The organism is Microbispora sp. NBRC 16548, from assembly GCF_030268985.1.
GTDB lineage: Bacteria > Actinomycetota > Actinomycetes > Streptosporangiales > Streptosporangiaceae > Microbispora > Microbispora catharanthi.
Genome location: NZ_BSSF01000020.1, coordinates 12,557 through 39,223, shown reverse-complemented (window position 1 = coordinate 39,223; position 26,667 = coordinate 12,557). Strand labels below are relative to the sequence as shown.

General features: G+C 72.4%; 20 protein-coding genes. 8 read left to right on the top strand and 12 right to left on the bottom strand.

What is annotated here, in order from left to right:
* Positions 1-28: 28 nt before the first annotated feature.
* The 3 genes from QSK36_RS37845 to QSK36_RS37835 form a co-directional block, all read right to left on the bottom strand.
* Positions 29-358: a TraR/DksA family transcriptional regulator gene (locus QSK36_RS37845; RefSeq protein WP_183540856.1), complete on the bottom strand. Its 330-nt coding sequence runs from the start codon at positions 356-358 to the stop codon at positions 29-31.
* Positions 359-536: 178 nt separating this feature from the next.
* Complete coding sequence (locus tag QSK36_RS37840; RefSeq protein ID WP_285785700.1) at positions 537-1,940, bottom strand: hypothetical protein; 1,404 nt, start codon at positions 1,938-1,940, stop codon at positions 537-539.
* A 162-nt stretch (positions 1,941-2,102) separates the two neighbouring features.
* Positions 2,103-2,864 carry an SOS response-associated peptidase gene (locus tag QSK36_RS37835; RefSeq protein ID WP_285785699.1) on the bottom strand — a complete coding sequence of 254 codons (762 nt, stop codon included), beginning with the start codon at positions 2,862-2,864 and terminating at the stop codon, positions 2,103-2,105.
* A gap of 79 nt (positions 2,865-2,943) precedes the next feature.
* On the opposite strand from QSK36_RS37835, the gene aroA reads away from it, so the two are divergent.
* Positions 2,944-4,299: a 3-phosphoshikimate 1-carboxyvinyltransferase gene (aroA, locus tag QSK36_RS37830; RefSeq protein ID WP_285785698.1), complete on the top strand. Its 1,356-nt coding sequence runs from the start codon at positions 2,944-2,946 to the stop codon at positions 4,297-4,299.
* A 147-nt stretch (positions 4,300-4,446) separates the two neighbouring features.
* A complete protein-coding gene (rsgA, locus tag QSK36_RS37825; protein ID WP_285785745.1) occupies positions 4,447-5,475 on the top strand; it encodes a ribosome small subunit-dependent GTPase A in 1,029 nt (342 codons plus the stop codon).
* Between the two features lie 11 nt (positions 5,476-5,486).
* On the opposite strand, the gene QSK36_RS37820 is transcribed toward rsgA, so the two are convergent.
* Positions 5,487-6,095, bottom strand: a complete 609-nt coding sequence (locus QSK36_RS37820; RefSeq protein WP_285785697.1) for a LysE family translocator — start codon at positions 6,093-6,095, stop codon at positions 5,487-5,489.
* A gap of 182 nt (positions 6,096-6,277) precedes the next feature.
* On the opposite strand from QSK36_RS37820, the gene QSK36_RS37815 reads away from it, so the two are divergent.
* On the top strand, positions 6,278-7,615 hold the full coding sequence (locus tag QSK36_RS37815) for an aminotransferase-like domain-containing protein (protein ID WP_183540866.1): 1,338 nt from the start codon (positions 6,278-6,280) through the stop codon (positions 7,613-7,615).
* Positions 7,616-7,619: 4 nt separating this feature from the next.
* On the opposite strand, the gene QSK36_RS37810 is transcribed toward QSK36_RS37815, so the two are convergent.
* On the bottom strand, positions 7,620-8,063 hold the full coding sequence (locus QSK36_RS37810; protein WP_183540868.1) for a DUF4442 domain-containing protein: 444 nt from the start codon (positions 8,061-8,063) through the stop codon (positions 7,620-7,622).
* Between the two features lie 81 nt (positions 8,064-8,144).
* On the opposite strand from QSK36_RS37810, the gene hisN reads away from it, so the two are divergent.
* Positions 8,145-8,930 carry a histidinol-phosphatase gene (hisN, locus tag QSK36_RS37805; protein ID WP_183540870.1) on the top strand — a complete coding sequence of 262 codons (786 nt, stop codon included), beginning with the start codon at positions 8,145-8,147 and terminating at the stop codon, positions 8,928-8,930.
* A gap of 3 nt (positions 8,931-8,933) precedes the next feature.
* Here hisN and QSK36_RS37800 read toward each other — a convergent pair whose 3' ends face one another.
* Together QSK36_RS37800 and QSK36_RS37795 are read right to left on the bottom strand one after the other, a co-directional pair.
* Positions 8,934-9,890: a hypothetical protein gene (locus QSK36_RS37800; RefSeq protein ID WP_285785696.1), complete on the bottom strand. Its 957-nt coding sequence runs from the start codon at positions 9,888-9,890 to the stop codon at positions 8,934-8,936.
* Positions 9,891-9,894: 4 nt separating this feature from the next.
* Positions 9,895-10,740 carry a hypothetical protein gene (locus QSK36_RS37795; RefSeq protein WP_285785695.1) on the bottom strand — a complete coding sequence of 282 codons (846 nt, stop codon included), beginning with the start codon at positions 10,738-10,740 and terminating at the stop codon, positions 9,895-9,897.
* Positions 10,741-10,837: 97 nt separating this feature from the next.
* On the opposite strand from QSK36_RS37795, the gene QSK36_RS37790 reads away from it, so the two are divergent.
* Positions 10,838-12,718: a helix-turn-helix domain-containing protein gene (locus QSK36_RS37790; protein ID WP_285785694.1), complete on the top strand. Its 1,881-nt coding sequence runs from the start codon at positions 10,838-10,840 to the stop codon at positions 12,716-12,718.
* Between the two features lie 11 nt (positions 12,719-12,729).
* Here QSK36_RS37790 and QSK36_RS37785 read toward each other — a convergent pair whose 3' ends face one another.
* Positions 12,730-15,345 (bottom strand): CHAT domain-containing protein, encoded by a 2,616-nt coding sequence (locus QSK36_RS37785; protein WP_285785693.1) that lies wholly within the window; start codon positions 15,343-15,345, stop codon positions 12,730-12,732.
* A gap of 148 nt (positions 15,346-15,493) precedes the next feature.
* Here QSK36_RS37785 and QSK36_RS37780 point away from each other — a divergent pair, with 148 nt between their 5' ends.
* From QSK36_RS37780 to QSK36_RS37770, 3 genes are all read left to right on the top strand, one after another.
* Positions 15,494-17,086 (top strand): S8/S53 family peptidase, encoded by a 1,593-nt coding sequence (locus QSK36_RS37780; protein WP_285785744.1) that lies wholly within the window; start codon positions 15,494-15,496, stop codon positions 17,084-17,086.
* 82 nt (positions 17,087-17,168) lie between these two features.
* Positions 17,169-17,732 carry an RNA polymerase sigma factor gene (locus QSK36_RS37775; protein WP_183540880.1) on the top strand — a complete coding sequence of 188 codons (564 nt, stop codon included), beginning with the start codon at positions 17,169-17,171 and terminating at the stop codon, positions 17,730-17,732.
* Positions 17,733-17,757: 25 nt separating this feature from the next.
* Complete coding sequence (locus QSK36_RS37770; protein WP_285785692.1) at positions 17,758-18,186, top strand: carboxypeptidase-like regulatory domain-containing protein; 429 nt, start codon at positions 17,758-17,760, stop codon at positions 18,184-18,186.
* 72 nt (positions 18,187-18,258) lie between these two features.
* On the opposite strand, the gene QSK36_RS37765 is transcribed toward QSK36_RS37770, so the two are convergent.
* The 4 genes from QSK36_RS37765 to QSK36_RS37750 all read right to left on the bottom strand — a co-directional run bounded on the left by QSK36_RS37765 (position 18,259) and on the right by QSK36_RS37750 (position 26,663).
* Positions 18,259-19,170, bottom strand: a complete 912-nt coding sequence (locus QSK36_RS37765) for a hypothetical protein (protein ID WP_285785691.1) — start codon at positions 19,168-19,170, stop codon at positions 18,259-18,261.
* Positions 19,167-22,094, bottom strand: a complete 2,928-nt coding sequence (locus QSK36_RS37760; protein WP_285785690.1) for an OmpA family protein — start codon at positions 22,092-22,094, stop codon at positions 19,167-19,169. The genes QSK36_RS37765 and QSK36_RS37760 overlap by 4 nt, the downstream gene beginning before the upstream one ends.
* Positions 22,095-22,112: 18 nt before the next feature.
* Positions 22,113-24,338, bottom strand: coding sequence for a hypothetical protein (locus tag QSK36_RS37755; protein WP_285785689.1), 2,226 nt, complete (start codon positions 24,336-24,338; stop codon positions 22,113-22,115).
* 147 nt (positions 24,339-24,485) lie between these two features.
* A complete protein-coding gene (locus tag QSK36_RS37750; RefSeq protein WP_285785688.1) occupies positions 24,486-26,663 on the bottom strand; it encodes a hypothetical protein in 2,178 nt (725 codons plus the stop codon).
* Between the last annotated feature and the right edge of the window lie 4 nt (positions 26,664-26,667).

Here is a 26,667-nt window from a genome sequence, read left to right as displayed (position 1 = left end):
ACGGCGCTCGGGCAGGCGCTCGCGCGGGTCACCGGCGGCGCTCGGCCCGTGACTGGCACTGCACGCAGCGGGCCGCCTCGGGGCGGGCCTCCAGCCTGCCCTCCGGCACGAGCGTGCCGCAGTCGACGCAGCGGCCGTAACCGCCGTCGTCCAGCCGCCGCAGCGCGGCCAGCACGGCCGTACGCTGCCGGGACGCGGCGTCGAGCATGGCCCGGGTCCGGTCGGCGTCGGTGAGGTCGGCTCCCGCGTCGGCGAGGGACCTGTCACGCCCGGCCGGATCCCCACGCAGCACGCTGATCGACCGGTCGAGCTCGGCGAGCATGCTTTCCAGGCGCATACGCGCGGTCGCGACGTCCACGGATCCGCACCTCCGGGAGTGGGGGAATCACCCGTCCAGGAGCCCCCGGTCCCCTGGACGGTCAGCGGCCGGTCACCTGCCGTGCGACCGCTTTCTCGAACGGATGCCCACTTCGCGCGCCGCTTACACCCCTGACCTGCTCGGCAGCCGCCCCGGGTGCGGGCTCACAGGTGTGGGTTCACAGGCGCGTGGGCAGGCCGATGAGGTGCGTCGCGCCGAGGAAGAAGGCCGCGCGGACGTTGTCGTCGCCCACGAGGTCACGGATCGCCGCCGCTGAGGCCCCTGCCTCGCCGTAGCCGACCTTCAGGAACGACGGGTCCGGCTCCTTGGTCACGTCGAGACCCTTGAGCAGGACCTGCGCACCCCTGCCCGACCTGGACACCGCGTCCCAGAGCTGGGTGTAGACGTCCACGGTCAGCAGGTCGACGAAGCCCTCGCTGATGATCTGGCTGTGCCGGATCCCGTCCGCCGTCTCCCTGAAGCGGGGGTGGGTGAGCCGGTGCATCAACTCGTGCACGAGCGTTCTGATCACCCGCCAGCGCCAGTCGGACTTCGTCCCCCACACAGGACTCGGGAAGATCGGCTGCACGGAGATGTTGCCCTCGCCTCCGCTGTGCGCCGCGGTCAGCTTGATCATGGCGCCGACCCTCCTGCTCAGGGTCGCGTCGGTCGACAGGCGCTCCTCTAGCAGGGCGCGCAGCGTCTCCCGGTCGCCGGAACGGGTGGCGTCGTAGTTCGCCTTGGCGAGCAGCGCCCCTCGTTGCTTGTCCCAGCCGACCGCCTGCGCCCTGTTCATCATCCAGTTCAGCCGCTCGGCGGGCCCGGCGGGCAGCTCCCAGGTGCTCTGCAGGCGTTCGCCGTAACGGAAGCCGTCGAAGTACGGCCCGGCCTCCCAGGCGTCCGCGTACGGCCGGAGTCCGACGGTGACGAACATCTGGAGGAATTCGGCGATGCGCCTGAGGTGATCGAGTGACTCCGGCTCGGCCTGCGTGCCCGTGGGCGGCGCCCAGTGCCGGAGCTGCTCGTCGACCACCTTCGCCAGCAGGTCGGCCAGCTCCTTGAGCACGTTCGCCTGCAGCGGCCCGACCTTCGTCCTCCCCTCGCCGTCCCGTTCGGAGCCCGGGGGGTTGTAGATGAGGTTCAGCTTCGCTGCCAACGCGCTGTCGGGCGGGGCGAGTTTCCGGACGACCGCCGCCGACACCCATCCGCTCGCCCGCAGCACCTCCCGTTCGAACGCGTCGTTCTCGGCGCCCGGCATGGCCGTACGCAGCGTCGCCCGGCCTATCAGGCGGCTCACCGCGGCGGTGTGGTCGAAGTCCTCGGGGAGCACGTCCAGGTTGGTGCCGTACACGTGGAGGGCGTGGGCCAGCCAGAGCTTGTCCTCGCCCTGGTACTGCGCGATCTGGGGCCAGACGTCGATCTCCAGCCCGGTGAACAGGCGGTAGACACGGTTGAAGTATTCGGGGTACTTGCTCTCGGGGAGGAGACGTAGCTTCGTGTAGTCGACCGTCGCCTTCAGCGGTCCGAAGCCGACCGTTCTCGGCTCGGCCGGTGTGCGCGTGAGGTCGTTCGTCAGGGACATGTAACGCTCCAAATGACTGAGAGTGGCGGGTTACGTACATGTCGTGCAAGCGCCACCGGAGCGTACGTCCGGCCCTGACTCCGATCAACAGGTTGTCCGCCTTAGGACAACGAGAACGGCTCCGCCCGCGTCCGGGCCGGGAACGTCCCGTTCGGGGACCGTTCAGAGCAGGCGCGGGACGTCGTCACCTTCCAGGGGCTCGAGAAGCTCGGGGCCGTTGTGGCGGACGCTGTTGACGGCGTCCGCCACGGCGTACGCCTCCAGCCGGTCCGGGCCGGCCGGGACGAGCAGGCCGGTGGGGTCGGTCACGCGCGGGTCGAGCCACTCCGTCCAGCGGTCGCGCTCGACCATCATCGGCATCCGGTCGTGGATGCGGCCCAGCTTGTCCGTCGCCGTGGTGGTGATCACCGTGCAGGTGCACAGCCACTTCAGCGGGTCGTCGTCCGGGCGGGTGGGGTCCTTCCAGAACTCGTACAGGCCGGCCATCGCCAGCACGCCGCCGTCGGCGGGGTGGATGAAGAACGGCTGCTTCTTCTTGCCCTCCAGCGGCATCCACTCGTAGTAGCCGTCCGCCGGGATCAGGCAGCGGCGCGACTTCAGCGCCCTGCGGTAGGACGGCTTCTCCGCCACGGTCTCCACCCTGGCGTTGATCATCCGCGAGCCCACCGACGGGTCCTTGGCCCAGCTCGGCACGAGCCCCCACCGGACCACCCGCAGCTGCCTGACGGGCTCGTCGCCCGGGCTCTCGCCGCCGTCGTCCTTCGGCACGCGGCACATGACCGCGTAGACGTTCTTCGTGGGCGCGACGTTGTAGTCGGGCCGGAGCTCGCCACCGGGCACCTGGTCGGGCACCCCGTCCAGCTCGACCTGGAACTCCTCCAGCAACTCCTGCTTCTTGCGCGCAGACGCGTACCTCCCGCACATGCCACAAGACTGCCACTCGCGCGGGCCGCACGCGCTCTCACGACGGTGCGGACGAGCGTGCGCGCACTAAGCTTGCGGCATGGCCTCTCCGCAGTCCGCGTCCGGCGGCGCCGTACCGCACGGCATCGATCAGAACGGCGTCGAGAAGAACGCCGCCGCACCGCTCTGGCCCGCCCCGGTGGCCGCCGAGCCGGTCCGTGCGACGGTGCGCCTGCCCGGCTCGAAGTCGGTGACCAACCGCGCGCTGCTGCTCGCCGCGCTGGCCGACGCCCCCGGCACCGTACGGCTCGCGCTGCGCAGCCGCGACGCCGACCTGATGACGGCCGCGCTGCGCTCGCTCGGCGCCGAGATGACGCCGTCCAACGAGAGCGCCGACAGCGTGGACTGGTCGGTGACCCCTCATCCCGTACGCGGCGGGGCGTCGGTCGACGTCGGGCTGGCCGGGACCGTCATGCGGTTCGTGCCCCCGGTCGCCGCGCTGGCCGACGGACCGGTCTTCTTCGACGGCGACCCGCACGCGCGTAAACGGCCGATGGGCCCGATCCTGGGCGCGCTGCGCGCGCTCGGCGCGTCGGTGGACAACGACGCGCTGCCGTTCACGATCCGCGGGCCGATCCCGGGCGGCGAGGTCACCCTCGACGCGTCGGTCTCCTCCCAGATGATCTCCGGCCTGCTGCTGGCCGCCCCGCGCTTCGAGAAGGGCGTGACGGTGCGGCACAGCGGCCCGCCCGTCCCGTCGATGCCGCACATCGAGATGACCGTGCAGATGCTGCGCCAGGCGGGAGTCGAGGTGGACGACTCCGAGCGCGACGTGTGGCGGGTGCAGCCCGGCCCGATCCGGGCCAGGGACGTCACGGTCGAGCCCGACCTGTCCAACGCCGCTCCCTTCCTCGCGGCGGCCCTGGTGACCGGAGGCTCCGTCGTCGTGCCGGACTGGCCGGAGGAGACGACGCAGGGCGGCGACGCGCTTCGCGGGCTGCTCGCCGAGATGGGCGCGCGGGTCGAGCGGGTGCCGGAGGGCCTGCGGGTGACCGGCGAGGGGCGGGTGCGGGGCATCGACGCCGACCTGCGCGACGTCAGCGAGCTCACCCCCACGATCGCCGCGCTGGCCGCGCTGGCCGACGGACCGTCCCGCATCCGGGGCGTGGCGCACATCCGGGGGCACGAGACCGACCGGATCACCGCCCTGGCCAAGGAGATCAACCGGCTGGGCGGCGACGCCCGGGAGACCGACGACGGCCTGGACATCCACCCCCGGCCGCTGGCCGGCGGCGTCTTCCACTCGTACGCCGACCACCGCATGGCCACGGCGGGCGCGGTCATCGGCCTGGCCGTGCCGGGCGTCGAGGTCGAGGACATCGCGACGACCGCCAAGACGCTGCCCGAGTTCCCGCGCATGTGGGCCGCGATGCTGGGCAGCGAGGAGACGGCATGAGCGAGCGGAGCGAGCGAATCAGTAAGCACAGCGCGATTCGGGAAGTATCGACCTGCGTGCCTCCGGCACGACCGAACTCCGAGCCGCCAGGCGAGGAGACGGCATGAGCGGCGGGTTGGTTCCCGCCGGGCGATCGGGGCGCGGACACTGAGAAAGCGGCATTACGACGAGGACGACGTCAGGGTCAGGCCGGGCAAGGGCTCACGGCCCCGGACCCGGATCCGGCCTGCCCACAGCGAGGCCGTCGAGGGCTTCGTGGTGGCCGTCGACCGCGGGCGTTACACCTGCCTGGTCGGCGAGGGCGTCCCCCGCTCCACGACGCCGAAGAAGCGGAGGGGCGAGCGGACGCTCGTCGTGGCGATGAAGGCCCGCGAGCTCGGCCGCAAGGGCATCGTCGTGGGCGACCGCGTGGCGCTGGTCGGCGACGTGACCGGGCAGCCCGACACGCTGGCGCGCATCGTCCGCGTGGAGGAGCGCACCGCGATGCTGCGCCGCAGCGCCGACGACGTGGACGACATCGAGCGCCCCATCGTCGCCAACGCCGACCAGTTGGTCATCGTCACCGCGCTCGCCGATCCCCCGCCACGTCCCCGGATGATCGACCGGATGCTCGTCGCGGCCTTCGACGCCGACATCGAGCCGCTGCTGTGTCTCACCAAGGCCGACCTGGCCCCCGCCGAGGACCTCGTGGCGCTGTACGAGCCCCTCGGCGTGCCGTACGTGGTCGTCCGCAAGGGCGGTCCGCTCGACGACCTGGGCGAGGCGCTCGCGGACCGCATCAGCGTGCTCGTCGGCCACTCGGGGGTCGGCAAGTCGACCCTGGTCAACGCGCTGGTGCCGCACGCCCGCCGGGCCGTGTCCCACGTAAACGCCGTGACCGGCCGGGGCAGGCACACCTCCACCTCCGCGGTCGCCCTGGAACTGCCGGAGGGCGGCTGGATCATCGACACCCCCGGCGTACGCAGCTTCGGGCTCGCCCACATCTCGGTGGAGACCGTGCTCGCCGCCTTTCCCGACCTGGTGGACGCCACCGCCGAATGCCCCAAGGGCTGCACCCACCTCGGCGACGACTGCGCCCTCGACCGCTACGTCGCGGAGGGGCACGCGGATCCGGCGCGCCTGGAGTCCCTGCGGCGGCTGCTCGCCAGCCGCGAGGGCTCTGCCGACGAAGACTAGGCCGACGAGGATCAGAACGACGCGCTCCGGCTGAAGGCGAGCATTACGGCGAGCGCTCCGAGCATGCTCCCCATGGCGATCCGCTGGGCTCGCAGCCACGCCGGCCGGTGCGCCAGGAAACCGGCGACGCTTCCGGCGGCCAGCACGATCGACAGGTTCACCGTCGCGGCCACCGCGATCTGGAAAAGGCCGAGAACGACGCCCTGGAAAAGCACGTTCCCCGCTCGGATATCGACGAACTGCGGAATGACGGAGATATACAGAATGGCGATCTTCGGGTTGAGCAGGTTCGTCATCAGTCCCATGGCGAAAAGCCGGGGCGGCGGGTCGTGCGGCACGTCCCGCACGGTGAACACCGATGCGCCGCCGGGCCTGATCGTCTTCCAGGCGAGCCATATCAGGTAAGCCGCTCCGGCCAGCCGTATCGCGGTGAGAACCTGGGGAAACGCGGCGAACAGCGCCGCCAGGCCGAGATTCGTCGCCGTCAGATAGACGAGGAATCCCGCGACGACTCCGCTCAGCGAGATGATTCCGGCCCGGCGTCCCTGACTGATGCTGCGCGACACGAGATACATCATGTTCGGGCCGGGCGAAAGCACCATTCCGAGCGCCACGGACACGACCCCCAGCACCGCGTTCGTCTCGACCATGACGCCGCCCTCTCCTCGCAGTTCATCAGTGCCGGTCCGGACGGCTTTTCTCAGGCTATTGCACCGCTCACAAAGAATGCAATATTCACTATTGCTCTCGGAGCAATAGTGTGTTTGGATGCGTTCACCGTTGGCGCGGAGAGGAGGCGGCGGTGGAGGACTACCGGGAGCTGGCCGACGAGGTGGCCGCGGACATCGCGGCCGGGCGGCTCAGGCCGGGAGACCGGCTGCCTCCGCAGCGGGACTTCGCGCGGCGGCGCGGCATCGCCGGCTCCACGGCGGCGCGCGTCTACGCGGAGCTGACCCGCCGCGGCCTGACGGTCGGCGAGGTCGGCCGCGGCACCTTCGTACGCGCCTCCGCCCGGCGTCCCGGGACCGCCCTGGCCGAACCGAGCGGCACCAGGATCGACCTCGAACTCAACTATCCCGTCATCCCCGAGCAGGTCCGCCTGCTCGGGGACGGCATCAGGCCGCTGCTGCGCCCCGATGTGCTGGAGGCGTCCATGCGGCCGGTGGGCGCGGCCGGCACTCCCGACGCTCGCGAGGCCGTCGCGGACCTGCTCGCCCGCGCCGGCTGGCGCCCCGACCCGGCGCGGCTGCTCTTCGCCGGCAACGGACGCCAGGCGATCGCGGCCGTCATCGCCGCGCTGGTCCCGCCGGGTGGGCGACTGGGCGTCGAGGAGCTCACCTATCCCGTCGTGAAGACGATCGCCACCCGGCTCGGGGTCACCCTCGTGCCCCTGCCGGTCGACGAGGCGGGCCTGGTGCCCGAGGCGGTGGAGGCCGCCGCCCGCAAGGCACCGCTGAGAGCGGTCTACCTCCAGCCGACGCTGCACAACCCGTTGTCGCTCACCATGCCGGTCGGGCGCCGCGCCGAGCTCGCGGCCGTGCTCGCGCGGCTGGACGTGCCCGCGATCGAGGACGGCATCTGGTCGTTCCTCCGGGACGAGCTGCCCCCGCTGGCCGCCGTGGCCCCCGAGCGCACGATCCTCGTCGACAGCCTCTCCAAGCGGCTCGCGCCGGGGCTGACCGTCGGATTCGCCGTCGTGCCCGAGGCCGTCGTCCCCAACGTGACCGCGGCGCTGCATTCGGGAGGCTCCGCGCCGCCGCGGTTCGCGCTGGAGGCGGCGGCCCGGCTGGCCGGCGACGGCGTCGTGGAATCGCTGAGCCGGGGCAAGCGGCGGGACGCCGAGGCCCGGCAGGAGATCGCGACGCGCCACCTGGGCGACTTCGCCGTCCGCGGCGATCCCCGGTCCTACTACTGCTGGTGGGAGCTGCCGCCTCCGTGGCGGGCCGACACGTTCGTGGCCGCCGCCGCGCGGCACGGCATCGCCGTCACTCCGGCGGCGGCCTTCGCCGTCGGCGACAACCGCACGCCGAACGCCGTCCGCCTCGGCCTTGCCTCACCTCCGGCCGAGACGCTGTCACGCGCCCTGGCCACCCTCGCCGGTCTCGCCCGTTCCTCACCGGACGACCTGCTGGCCGAGTGAGGGGTCACCCCTTGCGGTTGGGGCGCAGGGTCCAGGAGACGGTCATCTCCGAGACGACGACGTCTTCGGCGTTGCGGATCTCGACGGCGACCTCGAACTCGGGCCGCTCCCCCGCGTCCAGCCGGGCGACGACCGCCTCCCGCTCGGCCCGGAGGGTGGCGGCGGCCGTGACCTCGCCCATGGCGAGCTTGCGGTAGCCGATCCTCGCCTCGGTCGCCAGCGGCACGGCCCGGGACAACTGGTCGCCGAAGGCCGACAGCATGGCCGCGCCCGAGGCGGTCTCGGCCAGCGTGAACAGGGCGCCGGCGTGCGGGCCGCCCACGTGGTTGTGCAGGTCTCCCCGGTCGGCCAGGCGGGCGACCGCCGCACCGCCGCCGATCGAGTCGAACGTGATGCCCAGCAGCCGCGCGAACGGGACGCTGTCGAGCATGAAGGCGCCGATGTCCATGGCCGGGATGTTACCGGCTGGTACGGTATGGAGCGATCCTTCCTCTGATGTGAGCAGGTCGCGGCACGATACGTTGGGCCTGTGACGGAGTACCGCGACGACCTGCACCTCGCGCATCTGCTGGCGGACGCCGCCGACGACATCACGATGCGCCGTTTCAAGGCCGTGGACCTCAAGGTCGACACCAAGCCCGACCTCACCCCGGTCAGCGACGCCGACCGGGCCGTGGAGGAGGCGATCCGCGGCACGCTGCGCCGCGCCCGGCCCCGCGACGCCGTCGTGGGCGAGGAGTTCGGGATGACCGGCTACGGCATGCGCTCCTGGATCGTCGACCCGATCGACGGCACCAAGAACTACGTACGCGGAGTCCCCGTGTGGGCCACGCTGATCGCGCTGATGGAGCACGGCAAGGTCGTCGTGGGCGTGGTCTCGGCCCCGGCGCTCGGCCGCCGCTGGTGGGCCGCCAAGGAGAGCGGCGCGTGGACCGGGCGGAGTCTGAGCAAGGCCACGCGCTGCGAGGTGTCCTCGGTCGGCCGCCTCGACGACGCCTCCTTCTCCTTCTCCGACCTAGAGGAATGGGAGAAGGCCGGACGGCTCGACCCGTTCCTCGACCTCACGAGGGACTGCTGGCGCACCCGCGGCTACGGCGACTTCTGGTCGCACATGATGGTCGCCGAGGGCGCGGCGGACATCTCCGCCGAGCCCGAGCTGTCCCCCTGGGACATGGCCGCGCTCACGATCATCGTGGAGGAGGCCGGCGGCTCCTGCACCTCGCTCGACGGCACCCCGCCCCTCGACGGCGGCAACCTCGTCTGCACCAACGGCCTGCTCCACGACGAGGTGCTCAAGCGCCTGTCCCCCCGCTGAATCTCAGGGGCCGGCGTACGGCAGGAACGACAGCCGGACGTGATCGTCGTACGGGACGACGAGCGTGCCGCCGCCCCGCCAGATGAGGGGCCAACGGGGGCCGGTCGGCCATTCGGCTGAGATCAGGAACAGGTGGCCGCCAGACTCGGTGAGCAGGCGAAGGCGGCGGTAGCGGTAGGCGAACCTGCGGCCCTTGGCCTCGGGGAGTCTCGACTCCGTGACGCCGGCGAACTCGGGCCCCAGATCGAGCGGCTCGGTGGTGTCGAGCACGACCTCGGGCCGGCGGTCGAGGCCGGTGACGAAGTCGGCCGCGCGGCTCCTGCCGTACGCGATCGCGTAGCTGGCGCTGGCCCAGAACAGGCTCGCGACCGCCAGCGAGACGACGGCCGCGGCCGCGGCTCGTTCGAGCAACCGCTGCCGATGGACGCGGCGCCACGTGACCAGCCAGCGGCCGTAGGCGCCGAGCAGGGTCCCGGCGCCGAGGCAGAGCGCGCTGGTCCCGGGCGTCTCGCCGGCGGCGACGTCGGGGGCGAGCGTCCCCGCCGCACCCCTGGCGATCAGGAGGACGGCCACCACGAGTAACGCCGATCCCGTTAGCGTCAGCGCGGGCGACCGCATGGCGGGGTCGTCGATCGACGCGCGGCGACGACGCCGTACGAGGCGGTTGATCTCGACGTGGCCCCACAGGGCCAGGAGTGCGGCGAGGAACAGCGCGGCCAGGGGGAACCACAGTGCCTCCGAGCCGTACAGCAGCACCGCCTGCGTCGACAGATCGAGCATGTCGAGGTCAAGGCCGAACAGGGCGAAGCGGCGGCGGCTGGAGACGTACCCGAAGTAGAAGAGCAGACCGACTGCGATGCTCGGCGGCAGCGCGCCGATGCCCACGGCCTGCGCGAACGCGGCGAACCTGCGTTCGAGCGCGCTCGGCTGCGCCGTCTCCTCTTCCTTCTCCTCCGTCATGGCCTCACCCCTGTGTCGGCTCGTCCGTGGGCACCTGATCGGTGGGCGCCTGATCGGTGGGGACCGGCGTGGTGGGCTCGTCGGTGGGGATCGGCGTGGTGGGCGCGAGCTGGTCGGGCGGCCCCGACGGCGGGGGGCAGGGGGTGCTGCGGATGCCGGAGAAGCCTTCGGACGGATCGGAACAGTAGTAGTACGTGAGGGCGTATTTCCAGGTCACGACGGCCGGATGGGCGGGCGAGGGGGACGCGGGAATGCCGTCGCAGACGGGGGCGTCGTGGTCGACGCATGTCCGCTCCAGCGTCAAGACCAGCCGGGCCTTCGAGTCGGCGTCTCCTTCTCCGTCGAGCCCGAACCGGCAGACGGATCCCCCCGGTGAGAGCACAGTCCCCTCACAGGAAGCGGACGAGCCGTTCAACGCGTACGCACACGGGTAACCCCCGGGCTCGGCGACCATCCGCCCCGGGCCGTCCTGCGCCAGACTCACCCGGACGACCCGCACCTCGCCGGGGACGGGGCTGGACAGCGTCACGCAGACGCTGCCGCCGCCCGCCGTACCCTGGGGGCCGCTGAAGTCGCCGTCCAGCGTCGGGCCGGACGTGAGGGTGAAGTGCCCGGTTCTGCGCCCGTTTCCCCCGCCGCCTCCGGAACCCGCTCCGGAACCCGCTCCGTTCACGCCGTTCACGCCGTTCACGCCGTTTACGCCGTTTACGCCGCCGGTCACCGCGGCCCCGGACGCGTCCGGGGCCGCGCCCTCGTCCGCCTGCGGATCGCAGCCGGCCAGCGCGATCACGACGAGCACCACCGGCAGAGCCCAGATCCGCCGGCGTCGCGTCCACCGAAGTGCTCTCATGCGGCGATGGTGAGGGGCCCCGGGCAAGCCGTTCAAGAGTAGGCACCTACTCACGACGAGGGCTGTATCAGGCGGCCGTCCTGAGGCTCATGAGGACATGAACGATCCACGAGACCGATGGCCGTTCTGCGGCCGTGCGGAGGAGCTCGAAACGGTGCGCACGGCCGTACGCGGTGTCAGGCGCGGCGTCGTCGTCGCCGGTGAGGCGGGCGTGGGGAGGAGCCGCCTGGCCGCGGAGGCCGTCGCGGGTCTGGCGCATGTCTGGGTGACGGGCACCCGCGGGGGCGCGACCCTCCGTTTCGGCGCGTTCGCACACCTGCTGCCGGGATCGGCCGCCGACTCGCTCAGCCGGGCCGTGGAGGCGTTGCGCTGGGTGCGGGTCCTCGTGGTCGACGACGCCCACCTGCTCGATGACGCGTCCGCGGCCCTCGTCCATCACCTGGCCGCGCACGACCGCGTCCGGCTGCTCGTCACGGTCCGCGCGGGCGATCCGGCGCCCGAGGCCGTGACGGCGCTATGGCGGCGGCAGGTGCTGCCCCGCCTCGACCTCACACCGCTGTCCGGACACAGGACGGGCGAGCTCCTCGCCTCCGTGCTCGGGGCCCACGTCGAAGAGCTCACCGTACGGCGGTTCCACCGGATCTGCGGAGGCGACCTGCGGCTGCTGCGCGAGCTTGTCGCCGCCACCCGCGAGGCGTCGGCGCTGGACCGGGTCCACGGGGTGTGGCGGTGGCGGGGTGAGGTGCCGGTCACGGCGACCGTGCGCGAGCTGGTGTCGGCGGCGGTCGGAGAGGTCGACGACGCGGAGCGGGAGACCTTGGAGCTCGTCGCCTTCGCCGAACCGCTGGCGGCCGGGGCCGCCGCCGTTCCCGTACTGGAGCGGCTGGAAGCCAGGGGCCTGGTCGTGATCGACGACGACTTACGGGTGCGGCTGGCCCACCCCCTGTTCGGCGCGACTTTGCGCGCCGGTGTCGGCCGCCTGCGCGCACGGCGGCTCAGCGGTACGGCCAGGCCGCCGCGGGACGTGGGCCAGGCCCTGGCGGCGCAGGTCGCGGAGCTGACGGCGGGCGGCTACGCCGGAAACGTCACCGCGCTCGCCCCCGGCGTGGGCGAGCGCCTCGCGGAAGACGACGCGGGCTGGGAACAGCCCGGGATGGCCGATTTCTGCGCCGGCAGGGCGTGGCTGGCCCGGCTGCGAGGAGAGGTCCGCGAGGCGGTGGCCTGGAGTGCCGAGGGGATGCGCCGCGTCCCCGGGCACCGCGTCTGCTCCGCAGAGCTTTCCCGGGCGGCCGCCCACATGGGTGATCTGCGGACCGCCGAGGAGGCGCTGGGCCGGTGCGGGGACGACCCGTCCGCCCGCGCGTGGGTCCTGGCCGCGCGGGGCGACCTGGACGGGGCGCTGCGATGCGCGCTGGCGGCCGCGGAGGGCGACGCGGGGCGCGCTGCGGGCGACGGGGACGACGACCTGTTCGTGCTGCACGACGTGGCCCGGCTCGGCGCGCCCGAGCTGGTGACGAGGCGGCTGGACCGCCTGGCCGAGACGATGAGCGGCGACCTCGCGGCCGTGCTCGCCGACCACGCGGCGGCGCTGGCCGTACGGGACGCGGCGGCCCTGGACAAGGCGGCGCGCAGGCTGGCCGACCTCGGCCTGCTGCTGCACGCGGCCGAGGCCGCCGCGCACGCCGCGGACGCCCACCGGGACGGCCGCGCCGCGGCGGCGTCCCGCGCGTACGCGTCGGCGCTGGCCCGAGCCTGCCAGGGGGCCCGCACCCCGGCGCTGATCGGCCTCGCCACCCCCAGGCTCACCCCCCGGCAGCGGCAGATCGCCGGGCTGGCGGCGGCCGGCCTGACCAACCGGGAGATCGCACAGCGACTCGGTCTGTCCATCCGCACCGTCGCCAACCAGTTGTGCCGCGTCTATGAGAGCCTCGGCAGCAGCGACAGGAGCTCTCTCGGCCGGCTGATCGGCTTGGCATAGGACCGTTCCCGTCAGGCGGCGCCGATGGCCGTGAAGGACCAGGCGGTCGCCTTGTGGAGCGGATCGTCCGGGACCTCCCGCCTGGCGTCCCGCAGGGCCTCCGCGGTGGACTGGCCCGCGCTCAGCCCGGCGTGGAGCGCCAGCATCAGGGGGATCACGGCCTCGTCGTGCACCGGGACGAGACCCGCCACGATGCCGGCCGTTCCCAGCGGGAGCAGCGCGGTCGCGAGGCCGAGCAGCTCGTCCGCGCCCACGGGCTGCAGGCCGCCGGAGTCACAGCTCGGCAGGACGATCCGGTACGGCGCCCGGCCCAGCCCCTCGAACTCGTACACGGTCAGCGGGCCGTCGGCCATCCGAAGGCTGGAGAACATCGGGCTGTCGGCTCTGAAGACGCCATGGGCGGCGATGTGCGCGAGCCGTGCGCCGTCGATCGCCTTGAGGACGGCCGACGCCGTCGCGCCGCCGTCCTCCAGGATCGTGGCGCCGCCGTACAGCCGGGCGAGCGGCGGCACCTCTCCCCCGCCGCTGCCCAGGCCGGGTCCCCGGACGAGCACGATCCCGGACCCCGGGCCCTTGGCGGGCGGGGGAACGAGATCGGCCGCCCGCAGCCAGGCGCGGGCGGACGGCGACACGCTCACGACGCGGTCGCGCAGGGCAGGGAGCACGGCCCACGGCACCCCGTGCAGGCGGCCCGGCGGAACGATCACGACCAGTCCCTCGCCGAGATGCCGGGCGGCCGGCCCGAGGAGCATGTCCTGGAGGCGCCGGCCGGCCTCCTCGACCAGCGCGAGCCGATGGGCCGCCCCCTCGTAGGCCAGCCGCCGCAGCCCCGCGCGCAGATGCTCCACCTCGGCCGCCGCGTCGGCGATCCGCCCCGCGCCGAATCTGCGGACCCGCCCTCCGCCGCACAGCAGCACGTGCAGGACGCCGTCCACCTCGGCGATCTCGGCCAGCCTGGCGTCGCCGAGCCTGCCGAGCAACGCCCCGGCGTCGAATCGGTCACCGCCCTGCTCTCCCCGCGCGCGCATGGTCAGCGTCCGGCCGCGGACCTCTCGCTCCAGCCGCGCCCGTTCCCGGTCGAGCGAGGCGACGGGGGCGCCGGCGGAGCGGGCCGCGTCGGCCCGGCTGGCGATCTCGCGGAAGGCCGTGACGTCGCGCAGCAGGTCCGGGTCGCCGGGCGAGCGCGCGGAGGGCACCGCCAGGGTGGTCGCCCGCCAGCGCTCGCTCCAGGCGAGGAGCCGCCGCGCGTCCCCGGAACGGAGGCCGGCCCGCTGCGCGAGCGTGGCCAGCTCCGCTCCCTGGGCCGTCGCGCGGGCCCGCAACTCGGACGCGCCCAGCGTGAGCCTGTGCTCGTCGAGCACGCCGAGCCCTCGGCGGCACGCGTCGAGCACGCCCCGGGGCCGCCCCTCCGACTCGGCCCGCAGCGCCTGGGCGAGCCAGCCGCTCGCCCGCGCGAAGGCCGGTCCCCTGAACCGCCCGCGCGCGGCCTTAGCCAGGTAGGGCGCCGACTCCGCGGCCCGGCCCAGCGCGAGGGCGGCACGGCCGGCGAGCAGGTACGCCTGGACGTCCTCGGGCGAGCGCAACCGCGACAACGTCGCGGCGAGCACCGCGGCGTCCTGGACCAGACGCGGGGAGATCCGCCCCGAGGCGAAGCGGGCCTGGCACAGCGTCAGCCGGGCGTGCGTCTCCCACCATTCCCGTTTCTGGCCCGCGAACAGCCGGATCGCCGGCCGTACCCGCGCGATCGCCGTCTCGGGGTCGCCCGCCGCGAGCGCCGCGCCGGCGGCGGTGAGCAGTAGCTGCGCCCGCCTCGTCGGCTGCCCGCCGGTCCGGTCCAGCAGGTCGATCAAGGCGTCCGCGCGTTCGAGCGCCTCACGCGGCAGCCCCGCGGCCATGAGCGCGGCGCAGCGTTCCATTTCCATGACGAAGGCGGGCGTGCCGAGGGCTAGGTAGCGCCTGGCCGCCTCGTCGAAGTGGCCGAGGGCGGTAGGGAGGTCTCCCGAGCGGAAGGCGGCGCGACCGCGATTCTCCAGCGCCACGACCTTGTCGTGCTCCTGGTCCGTGGTCGCCCACAACCGCTCGGCGGCGAGGAAGTCCTGGTCCGCGCGCTCCACGGAGCCGAGCGCGAGCAGCAGGGTGGCGCGGAGGGTGAGCGCACGGGCCGTCCAGATCGTGTCGTCCGCCCTGCGCAGCTCCGGAAGCGCCCGCCGCAGGTCGTCGAGGGCCTCCTGGTGCCGGCCGAGGATCCACAGCGCCCCCGCCCGCCGGAAGAGGACCTTGGCCGCGGGCGCGCCCGCCGACTGCGCGAGGGCCTGCTCAAGCGCGGCCAGACCCGGCCTCGTACGGCCGGAGTGGACGAGGGCGATGCCCAGCGTCGCCAGGACGTCGGCCTCCCGGGTGGCCGAGCCTGCCCTGCGGGCCAGCGCGCGAGCCCGCCGCAGATGCCCGAGGGCGGTCGTGAGGTCGCCGAAGTCCCGCTCGAAGATGCCGAGGACGTGGTGGGCCACCGACGCCTCGAACGGGCCGGGCCGGCCGGCGAGCAGGGCACGCGCGGCCGCGATGGCCTTCTTCGGCTGGGAGAAGACCAGGGGCAGCAGGTCGAGCGGATCTCGGGGGTCCCCGGTCACGGAAGGGATGCTAGACGCGGGCCCGCCGGGCCGTCCACACTGCTCCCCATCGGGGCCCTCCTGGCGGCCGTTCTCGCCGACGCTGTATCAGCGCCGCAGGACGCCGCTCTGCATAGAAGATCCAGGCGATTGAAGGAGAGGGACCGTGATGGAGACGACACCGGAGCCGCCCGCCCAGGACGCCCTCCGCCGCCGGTTCTGGCGGCAGTTCGGGCTGGTCCTCGCGGAGCTGCCGCCAGGCATGTGGCTGGAGGTGGCCGAGGCGTCCGCCACGCGCGATCCCGAGGGACCCGTCGCCCGATGCCACGTGGTCCAGGCACCGGAGGCCGGCGAATATCGGAGCGCGCTCGCCGAGGGGTCCGCGACGCTCGAACCGCCGCCCCTGGACGACTTCGAGCCCGGGTACGTCTACGAGAAGGACGTCCTGGTCTGCCACGACGAGAGGGGCCGGGACGCGCTGGCGCGGTTGGTGCCCGGTGCGGCGGAGGACGTCGAGCGGAGCCGCGAGTCGTCCGAGGGGACCGTCATGCGGCTGACCGCGGAGCCCAGGACGGGCGGGTCGCGCGTGCTGGACGCCCTGCGCGGCCTTCCGGACGGCGCACCGGTGAGCCCCAACTACCTCGTCTCCATCTGCAACGTGAACCTCTGCCCGGCCGACGAGCCCCGCGTGCCGTCCCGCAGGCTTCCCGTCCCTCCGGTGAACACGGACGCGGATGCCGGGCTCGGCACGTCGGTCGTCGTGATCGACACCGGCCTGGTGGTGGACTGGGACCTGAAAGACCGTCTTGAGGTCTACCCCTGGCTGCGGGACGAGGACGGCCACGTGACCGGCAGGCTGGAGCGGCGGGACGGTTCGGACCTCTGGGACGGCGTGGCCCCGCACGTGCTGGGCAGCGAGCCCTGGGGCTCGCCGTCACTCCCCACCGGGCAGGTCGCGGGCGAGCCCAGGAGCCAGGCGGCGAGCGGCGTCATCCACGAGTACGTCGGCCACGGCACGTTCATCACGGGCGTGGTGCGGTGCGTGGCGCCCAGGGCCAGGGTGCGGACCTACAACAGGCTCCAGTGGGCGGGGACCATGGACGCGCGCGGGTTCGGGCGCCACCTGCTCGACGCCCTCGCGGACTACGAAGAGCGGAACGGCGCCTGGCCCGACGTCATCAGCCTCTCCGCGGGGGTGCGTCCCCTGCGCGGCGAGTCCCTCGGCAACCTCGACGCGTTCATGGAGAAGTTGCACGGGCACGAGAACACGGTGCTGGTGGCCGCGGCCGGGAACGACTCGAGCAGCCAGCCCTTCTACCCCGCGGCGTACGCGGAGCACGATCCGAGCGTGATCTCGGTGGGGGCGCTCGACGCCACGCAGAACCGCCGGGCGGTGTACAGCGATCACGGCCCCTGGGTCAGCGTCTACGCCCGCGGCTCCTACCTGGTGAACGCCTTCGCGTTCGGCGTCTACACCCCGATGCACCCTGACAACGAGCTCTACGTGGAGGAGCAGGAGGACGAGGAGTACGCCGACCCCGGTGACGGGCCGTCCGGGCTGTTTCAGGGCCTGGCCCGGTGGAGCGGCACGTCGTTCGCCACGCCACTCGTCGCCGGCCTGATCGTCGCCCGCATGTCGGCCGCCGGGGAGTCGAGCAGGGACGCCGCCCGGTGGCTGCTCGACCGGGCCCGTCAGCAGGCGGTCCACGACCAGGACGGAAGCCCGCTGCCGAGGCTGCTGATCGGCCAGTCCGTCTCCTAGCACCAGGCGGGCGATCTTCCGTACCATGACCACCCCGGGCATGTCCCGGGTGAGAGCTCACCGGATGTGAGGGACGGGCCGCGTGGACAGCGACTCAACGGAACACCTCTTCCGGGCCGCGGCCGACGGCGACGGCACGGCCTGGGAGGCGCTCGTCAGGCGGCTCAGCCCGCTCGTCTGGTCGGTGATCCGTTCCTACCGGCTCGCCGACGCCGACGCCCACGAGGTGTACCAGACCTGCTGGTTCCGTCTCGCGGACAACCTCGGGCGGATCAAGGAGCCCGACCGGGTCGGCTCGTGGCTGGCCACCACCGCCAGGCACGAGTGCCTCAAGGTCATCCGCGGGTCCCGCCGGGTCATCCCGACGAGCGACCTGGACGTCCTGTCCCCCGGCATGGACGACCGGTCGCCGGAGCGGGTCGTCCTGGACGCCGAGGAGGCCGACGACGAGACGGCGCTGCTCCGGCGCGTCTGGGAGGCGTACGAGCGGCTGTCGGAGAACTGCCGCCGCCTGCTGCGGGTGCTCATGGCCTCCCCCCCTCCGTCGTACGCCGAGGTCGCGGCCGGCCTCAGCATCGCGATCGGGAGCATCGGGCCGACCCGGGGCCGCTGTCTGGCACATCTGCGGAAGCTGCTCGCCGAGTGAGCCGGCGGATCGAAGGAGGCGGGGCATGAACGAGGACGCGGAGCTGGAAGGGCGGCTGCGCCAGGCGGCCGAGCTCTTCGACCCGGTGCCGGAGAGCCTCCTGCGCGTCGCCACTGGGGCCTACTCCTTCCGCACGATCGACGCCGAGCTCGCCGATCTGACCTTCGACTCCCTGGCCGGGCCGGCGCCGGTGCGCGGCGGCGAACAGCCCCGGCTGCTGACCTTCGGCGGCCCCGGGGTGTCGATCGACCTGGAGATCACCCTGGCAGGCCGTGTCGTCGGCCAGGTGATGCCGGCGCGGCAGGCGACAGTGGAGGTGCGGGGGGCCGCGCCGCGCACCGTGACCACGGACGGCCTCGGCCGCTTCACCATCGACGGCGTGCCGCCCGGGCCGTTCAGCGTACGCTGCCGGGTCGGCGACACCGTGTTCACGACCGAGTGGGTCACCGTCTGATCTCCGCCGGAGACACGTCACGCCCTCCCCCGCGATTTCTGGGGGAGGGCGACGACCTCGACCGCGTACGGCTCAGACGGCGACGCTCGTGGCACCGCACGCACGTCCGTGCCGCGGCGACATGCCCGGCGAGATCCCGACAGTCGTCCTGAGGCCGCGGCCCTCCGGGTCCAGGCCGAGCGTGACGAGACCCACGCGCCATGTCCCGCCGTCCCCCAGGCCACGCACCAGAGCGGCGAGCATCGCGGGCTCGGCGGGGAAGAGCGTGCGCGCCGACGCGAACAGCGCGAGCTCAGTCGCGCCGTCGCTCTCCCGGGCGACGCTCAGCCCGAGCCGGCGGCCCCTCAGCCGCCCCAAACCGTCCGCGAGGCCGCGCTCGACGCCGCCGAGGGCGGCGCCGTGCCCGGTGGCGTACATGAACGGCAGAAGGGCGAGCGGATCAACCGCGGGCAGGCGCACGTAGACCTCGGTCCGGCCGCGCGCCGGCTCGACGCCCAGCATGCGCGCGCGGGCGCCATACGGCAGAAGCCTCCACGGGAACGACGACGGAGCCGAGAGGCCGGGCGGGGGGAACGCCGGGGGGATCTCGGCATAGAGCTTCAGCCGGAAGGCCCCGGCGCGGGCCGGGGACTCGCGCCCGCCGATCCACGCACCGAAGCGCAGGTCGGCCCCTGCCTGCGCGTGCCGCAGAGCGTCGGCGAGCGCCGGGTCGGGCGCCTGGCCGTGCGCCGCCAGAATCGCGACCGCCAGGTCCAGCCGGGCGGAGTCCGCCACCTCCGGAGGGGCCGCCTCCGCCGTCCAGCGGAGCGCGTCGCCACCGATGGTCAGCTCCACGGGGAACCCGGACGGGGTGAGGCGGCTCCAGCGGGTGACCGCCTCCGGCCAGGTGCTCTGCTCCAGCCGGGAGACGGCGGCGTCAAGCAGCGGCGGCAGGACGTGCAGGCCGGTCGCCTCACGAACCAGCCGCTCGATCGCCGATCTCATGACGCCGGCCCGATGGGGATCAGCGTCTCCTCCCCGTCCACCGGGGGTTCCTGGACCAGGTGGCCCTCGGCCGTCACGATCGTGACGCGGCGCCGGAAGGTCCGCAGCGCCGGGTCCAGCAGCGCGATGCGCAGTTGCAGAGGCACCCGGGCGGTCGCCGGGATCTCCAGCCGCTCACTGCGGTGGTAGCCGTTGCCGGGATCGTCGTACTCGACGTCCAGGAAGGCCGTCCGGATCGTGCCGGGCTCGAAGACGGGGACGGCGCGGATGTCGAGGGCGTCGACGAACGGGTCGTCGACGGGGAGGAACGACGCGTCGCCGGCGATCGGTCCCGAGGTGCGGACCGTGCCGTTCCTGAGGTGGTGGGTGAAGCGGGCCGTCCAGTCGCGCCGGTCCGGGCGGGTGAGGCGCAGCCTCCACGTCTGGGCGGCGCTTTCCGGCCGCACCCGGAAGACGTCGCGCCGCTGGAACGTCGCCCCGTCGTCGTACGACACCTCGACGTCGACGGCGTCGACGATGCCGGCGTCGATCCTGTTGGGGAAGATCTGTAGTTCCAGGAAGCCCAGGTCGTCGTTCGGGTCGGCCTTCAGCGTGCGGTCCGTGCTCCGCCTGGGGGCGATGTCGTAGCTGAGCTTCTCCCCGGCCCAGCCGGAGTCGGCGCGGAAATGGTGCTGGAAGCCGACCTGAAACCCGAGGTCGCGCGCCTCGTCGAGGAACGTGGTGAACCGTTTCGGCCCGGGATCGAGCGCGGTGAGCCGGAAGTCGGCGTCGCGATGGTTGTGCGGATCGCCGTATTCGATGCGCACGTCGGTGGCGAAGAGCCCGATGCGCTCGAAGTCCACCGGCGTGACCACGTCGACCTGCAACTCCTCGAAGAACGGGTCGCGCAGGTCCACATTGAGGAAGTGGGCGGACTTGTCGGATATCTGGTCCAGCAGGAGCCCGATGAACCCCTGCGGGGCGTAGAGGCGCTTCACCGCCTTCCTGCGGTCGTACAGGATGGTGAGCCGCTTGCGCTCCTCCTGCCGTACGAACCTGAGCCGGAAGGACATGAGCGCCGGGATCCCCCCACCGCCGCTGGAAGGCGCAGGAGTGGGAGTGGGCGTCGGAGTCGGCGTGGGAGTGGGCGTCGGAGTCGGCGTGGGAGTGGGCGTGGGAGTGGGCGGCGTCACCGGGGCCGCCGGCCGCGCCAGGACGGCCTCGATGGAGACCGCAGGGTCAGGGCCGGGCACCTTGCCCGTGATCTCGACGACCCGGTCCTCGTCGCGGCCCACGCGTCCGGCGGCCTGGGCACGCGAGAAACCCTTGGCCTCGCTCGCCACGATCGTGGCCCGGTTGGCGATGACACCGCGGGCGAGGGCCAGCCGACGCTCAGAGAGACGCTGGTTGAGCGCGGCCATCGCCGGCGACGAGTCGCCCTCGAAGCTGGCGTGGGCGACGACGGTCACGTTCTTGGGCGGGACGAGCCGGTGGTCCAGCCAGTCGCGCAGGGCGGCCGCGCCGGACGGCGGAGCCGTACGGCCGGGGGCCACGCTCTGCGTGAAACGGGCGTCCGGGGGCACCGGGGCGTCGAGCAGGTAGGAGGTGTAGACCGGGTTGCCCGGGGCGGCGGAGAAGCCCTGTTCGCGGGGCTGGTCGAAGGTGAAGCCCAGCGTGAACGTCTCGTCGGCGGGCGGCGAGGCGGGCCAGTCCACGGTCACCGGGAGGCTCATACCGGCGGGGACGTCGACGCTGACCGTCCTCGCCCCGTCGAGGACGCGGGCCCGGCCGCCGACGGTGACGGTCGCGCCGGGAGGCCCCTCGACGCGCAGGGTCTCCGTCTGCCCGTGGGAGCCCGGCACGAGCGACAGTCCATACCCGGAGGGAAGGGGCGAGGGGGTCGCCCGGGTGACGGTCAAGGTGGCGGCGGGCGGCACCTCCGCCCCAGCCTCCGCGCCTGCCGGTCCCGCCGTGCCGACGCCGGCGCCCGGACCAGGGCTCGTGCCGGGTGCGCCCGCCGCGCCCGGCGAGCCTGCGGTACCCGTGGGCGACGGCGTGGACTGGCCCAGCTTCTTGAGGCGTTCCAGCACCGCGTCGAGCCCCTCGGGTTGGTCCGCGCCCTGCAGCCGCCCCAGGTCGAGGGACGGTTCGAACCACTTGGCCAGCAGGTCGTTCTTGAAGAAGTCGAGGGCCCACTTCTCCTTGGCCTCGCGGTCGGCCGCCCCGTCGAAGTCGATGACCTTTATCTGGATCGCCCCGTCCTGGACCAGCTTCTCGAATCCGGCGTCGATGCCCGCCCGGACCCAGTAGATCTGCGCTTCCAGATTCGCCGAGAAGTGGGTGTAGACGCGTTCGAGGTCGGCGGTGATCTCGACCTTGAGGTCCGGGGTCAGACCCGAATACTCCAGCTCGTACACGACCCCGATCGGAGTGAGGCCGTGGGCGAAGGCCTGTTCCAGGATGATCGCGCCCTCCCGGTCGAGCACGAGGGAGAACGCCGCGGTCTCCTCCCCCGTGAGGGACGGCGTGGTCGCGCCCAGGATCTTGGTGACGGCGGTGAAGCCGCCCGGGGGCGCCTCGGCGGCCGTGGTGCCGCCCGGGCCCTCCAGGTTGAGCGCCACGACGCGTACGGTGCCCCGCTCGACGGGGGCGGGGGCCAGCTTCGCCTCGCCGCCCGGGACGAGCCCGGCGAGCCGCCCCATGATGGTGTCCCGGGTCCGCCGGGGCAACTGGACGACGGCCTCGAACATCAGGAATCCGCCGCCCTCGATCCCCGCGTCCGCGACCTCGGGGCGGAACTTGACGAAGCTGAACGCCGGCTGCCCGTCCGGCCGCCGGCCGAGGGCGACCTGGGTCGCGAGGTACCAGAACTGGGTCGGGTCGGCGTGGTCGCGGAACACCGTCACGCCGTCGACCTCGAACGTGTCGGAGCCGAGCTGAAGCAATGGTCCGTCCCTTCTCGCTCAGGGCCTGGCCGGGATCGTGACGTCGTCCTGGTCGAAGCGCCTCCAGTCCTGCTCCGAGCTGAGCCCGTTGCGGAAGAACCGGCGGATCTTTAGTTCGTACGCGTCGGCGGTGGCGAAGTCGAACTCGAATACGGCGGTCGCGTCCGGAGCGGTGAGGTCGACGGCGTCCTCGAAGGAGAGCCCGGCCGGCTCGTCCTTCGCGCGGGCCTCGACGTGGATCCGTTTGAGGCCCTGGGTCGCGAAGTCCGCCGGGGCCCGCAGCGTCACCGCCCGATGGCCGCGCACGTCGGCCCGGACGAAGATCCTCGTGCCCACCGTGGTGGACCACGGCCCCTCGATGAGCGTGGTGTCCTTCATCAGCACGGTGGCGCGGTAGCGGGTGTGGCCAGCGCCGGGGTCGGCCCGCTCGGCGACGAAGGTCCGCGGCGACTGGCCCGAGACGATCTCGATCGAGTCCTCGGCGCGGATCCCGTTCGCCGGATCCTCGTAGACGAGGTCGACCCAGGCCCGGTCCACCACGGCGAAGTCGAGCACGGGCACGATGCTCACCTTGAGCCGCCGGGGGAAGGGATCAGGCACGTCGAGCTGCGGCCCGCCGAGCGGCGCGAACGGCGTGACGTGATCGCGGTTGTCGGCCGCGCGGTAGGTGAGCCGCGCCACGACCGGCCCGGCGGGCGGCCCGACGAGAAACCGGAGCCACTCCGTCTGCGGCGCCTCCGCCGTGAGGTGCACCACGTCGTCCTGCCGGATCCCGTGCGCCGGATCGTCGTACCGAAGCTGCACGTCGACCCGCGGATAGCGGTCGAACGGGAAGCTCGGCAGGGTGAGGACCGGGATGGTCTCCAGGGAGAACAGGTCGCGCGGCTCGATCCCCTGGATCTCGCCCAGCACCTGGGTGGCCGCCTCCGAGACGAGCCTGGCCGGCCGCTCCCCCGCCTCGGCCGGCTCCAGGTCCACCGCGAACGTGAGGTCCACCGGCTGGATCATCTGTCCGTCGGCGACGACGGACGGCCACTCCACCACGGCGGACGGCGTGCCGGCGTCCAGCCGTACGGTTCTGGGCTGGCCCTGGTAGGTCAGGGTCGCGGTGATGGAGCGGACCGGGTCGTGGGCGAAGTCGGCGTGGGAGACGACCTGGACCTTCCGCCTCTTGAACCAGGGGTCGTCGGCGTCGATCTTCCGTACCAGCCGGTCGCGGTCGAGCCCCGCCCCGAACACGCGGAACAGGCCGTCGAGGTGCCCCTGCGGATAGATCGTGCGCCGCGCCGTCGTCCGTTCCGAGAAGTTCACGTCGAGCCGCTTGGCGTCGATCCGCGTGTAGTGGAGCTTCTTGTACGTGAAGACGCCGATCGGCGATGTGCGTTGCGGGGCGAACGATTTGATCACCTCACGCGCCCGGTCCCAGCCGTCGGGCGGCCGCCGCAAGGGGTCCAGCGAGCTCTCGAAGAAGGCGTCGATGATCATGTCGCGGACCCGCGCGGCCGCGGCGTTCCTGCGGTCGAGGACGCCTCCGGTGTCGTCGTCCTCGGGGACGGTGGTGTCCACCTCGTACGTGACGGCCCGCTCGTCCTCCAGGCGCTCCACGACGTCCTGGATCTGGATGTCGGTGAACTGGCCCTCGTGGCCGAACGTCTCGTCCAGGATGTCCTGCGTGCGGTCCCAGTCGATCGACAGGCGCACGTGGTACGCGGGGCGCAACGCCAGGTAGTCGAGGGAGTAGACGACGCCGATGGGCGCCAGATCCCCCGCCATCGCCTGGTCGAGGACCGTGACCCCGCGCTCGTCGAGCTCGACGGAGAACGCGGCGCGGTTGTCGCCGAACAGCGCGGGCTTGGCGGCGTGCCGGATGGCCCGGACGAACCCGGCGCTCCCCGTGTCCCCGTCCGTGGCCCCGAAGATCATGAGCTGCACGGAACCGTCGACGACGGGCACCGGGGCGAGCCTGGGCGGCTCGGCCAGACCGGCCAGCCGCTGGAGCTCCCGCCGTACGGTCTCCATCTCGCCCGGGGCCATGCCGAGATCGACGTCGAACTCGGCGAAGCCCCCGTTGAGGGACTGCGAACGGATCTTGAGCAGGAGGAATGCGGGGACCTCCACCCCGTCCTCGGTCCGGGTCGGGAACCGGGGAGCCAGGGGCAGGTAGTAGAACTGCAGCGGATCCGCGTGGTCCCGCATGATCGACACGCCGTCGATCAGGTAGTACGGCGGTGCCTCGATCAGCATGAGTGACCCCTTCCGCTCATGTCGCCTCCTCGCCTGACGGCTCGGAGTTCGGTCGTGCCGGAGGCGCGCAGGTCGGTCGTGCCGGAGGCGCGCAGGTCGACACCTCGCGAATCGCGCCGTGTCTGTCGATTCGCTCGCTCCGCTCGCTCATGCCGGGAGCTCGACGACGAGCGTCTCGTCGGTCACCGGTTCGGGCGTCCCGGCCTCTTTGCGGCTTCCGTCGACCATGAAGAACTTGGCCTTCCAGGTGTAGCTCTTGTGCGTGCGGTCCTGGATCGCCAGCTCGAACTTCTGCTCCGCGCCCGGCTTGCGGAAGGTGAAGGTCTCGCTCTCGTCGATGCCGTGGGCGGGGTCGGTGTAGTGGATCTCGACGGTGGCCAGCTTCACCAGGGTCCAGTCGATGAGGTCGGGCACCACCGTGACCGTCAGCGTGACGGACTCCTCGCCGAGCAGCAGGGTGCGCCCGGTGACGGCGAGCTCGCCGCTGTCGGTGGACGTGCCGTCGCGGTAGGTGGTGATGGCGCGGTAGGTGACCTCGCCCTGCCCCTCGTCGATCACCGGGAACGACCAGTCGCCGAAACGGTTGTCCTTGCCCAGGGCCATGGAGGTGGTCTGGCGGTAGTCGTTGCGAGCGTCGACGTAGGTGAGGTCGACGAAGATGCTGTCGATCCGCCGCTCGAAGTCCCCGCGGGTGCGCAGCTGCACGGTCCGGGTCCCCGAGAACGGGTCGTCGACGTAGAACCGTCGGCCCTTGAGGCCGCTCAGCTCCTTGACGTACTCGCGCCCGTCCTTCATGAAGTACTTGATCGAGCCGCCGTACGACTGGACTGGCTGGAGCAGCAGCTCCCGCACGCTGGCCTTCTTGGTGTTCTGGTCGATCTGGAAGCGCTGCACGGCCGGGACCCCGGGCGCGACCTCGGGGTGCTCCAGCGTGAGCACTGCCCTGCCGACCTGCTCGAAGTTCATGTCGCCGATCTCGACGTCGACCAGCCACAGGCCCAACTCGTCCACGTTGATCTTCAGGTCGGTGGTGTCGTCCTCCTTCCACTCGGAGGTGAAGACCCGGCTCTCCCCCTTGTAGTTGACGACGTACTGGTACTTGAACTTGGTGGGGCCGCCCTCGGTGAAGGCCGTGAACTTCCCGATGTCGTCCGCCTTGCGGAAGCTGAAGGTCTGGACGCCGTGCGCCGCGGTGTGCGGCGGATAGTCGATCTTCACGTCGACGCTGAAGATGGGCAGCTCGGAGAAGTCGGCGTTCACCTGGATCGCCAGGTTGAGCTGCCGGAAGAACGGGTCGTCGAGGTCGACCTCGATGACGAAGTCGTCCCAGGCGAACCCCTGGCTGACCAGCGACGGCATGTTCGCCTGCGGGTGGACCCCGACCGAGGTGACCTGGTTCTCCCTGAACTCGATGCGGACGTCCGACCGCTTGTCCACCATGACGCTGCGCCGGATGTTCTCGAAGTCGTCGTCGCGAATCTTGGAGAAGTCGCGGTTCTCCGGCGGGATGGCCTCGAGCAGGTTTCGCTTGACCGCCTCGTCCAACTGCTGGGTGACCGCGCTGCGCATCGTGTCCAGCACCTTGGCGGTCGCGGGGTCGTTGCCGGGCAGCGCTCCGGAGTCGATCTCGATCGTACGCGACTCCGAGTTGAGGAAGATCTCGCTGACCCGCTCGCTGAAGTCGTCCTCCGACCAGAAGTTCTCCTCGAAGTCGACCTCCTGGACGAAGCTGTAGAACTTGCTCGCCGTCCAGGTGCCGACGGCGCGCACCGGCGGCAGCCGGGCGGCGAACGTCAGGTCGTACACGACCCGGACGCCGCCGGCCCCCTTGCTGCTCATGACGGCCTCGAAGACGGGCGCGCCGAACTGGTTGAGCTCCGCGGAGACCGCGACGACGTTGTTCCCGTACATCGACGGCACGCCCGCGTGGTTGACCTTCTGGACCAGGTTGCCGCTGTCGCCGAGCACGTCCACCGTGACGGCGGCGGTGAGGACCTGCGGCTTGACCAGGATGATCGCGGCCGGGTCCACCGGCTGGGCGCCCGGTCCCCTGCGGGCGGAGACCATCTGGGCCAGGCGGCCGCGCACCGACTGCTCCTGCCGCTCGTCGAGCCCGAGCTCGATGTCCATGAAGGCCAGCGCGGCCCCCACGTCTCCGTTCGGCAGCGGCTTGAGCGTGCGGTACTTGACGAACTTGAAGACCGGAAGGCCTCCGTCGCGCCGCAGCATGGGCACCTTGGGCAGGACGTGGAACCGCAGTTCGCTCTCGTCGTCGAGATAGGCGGTCGCCTCGGGCAGGTCGACGGCGCCGTAGAGCAGAAGCATGGGA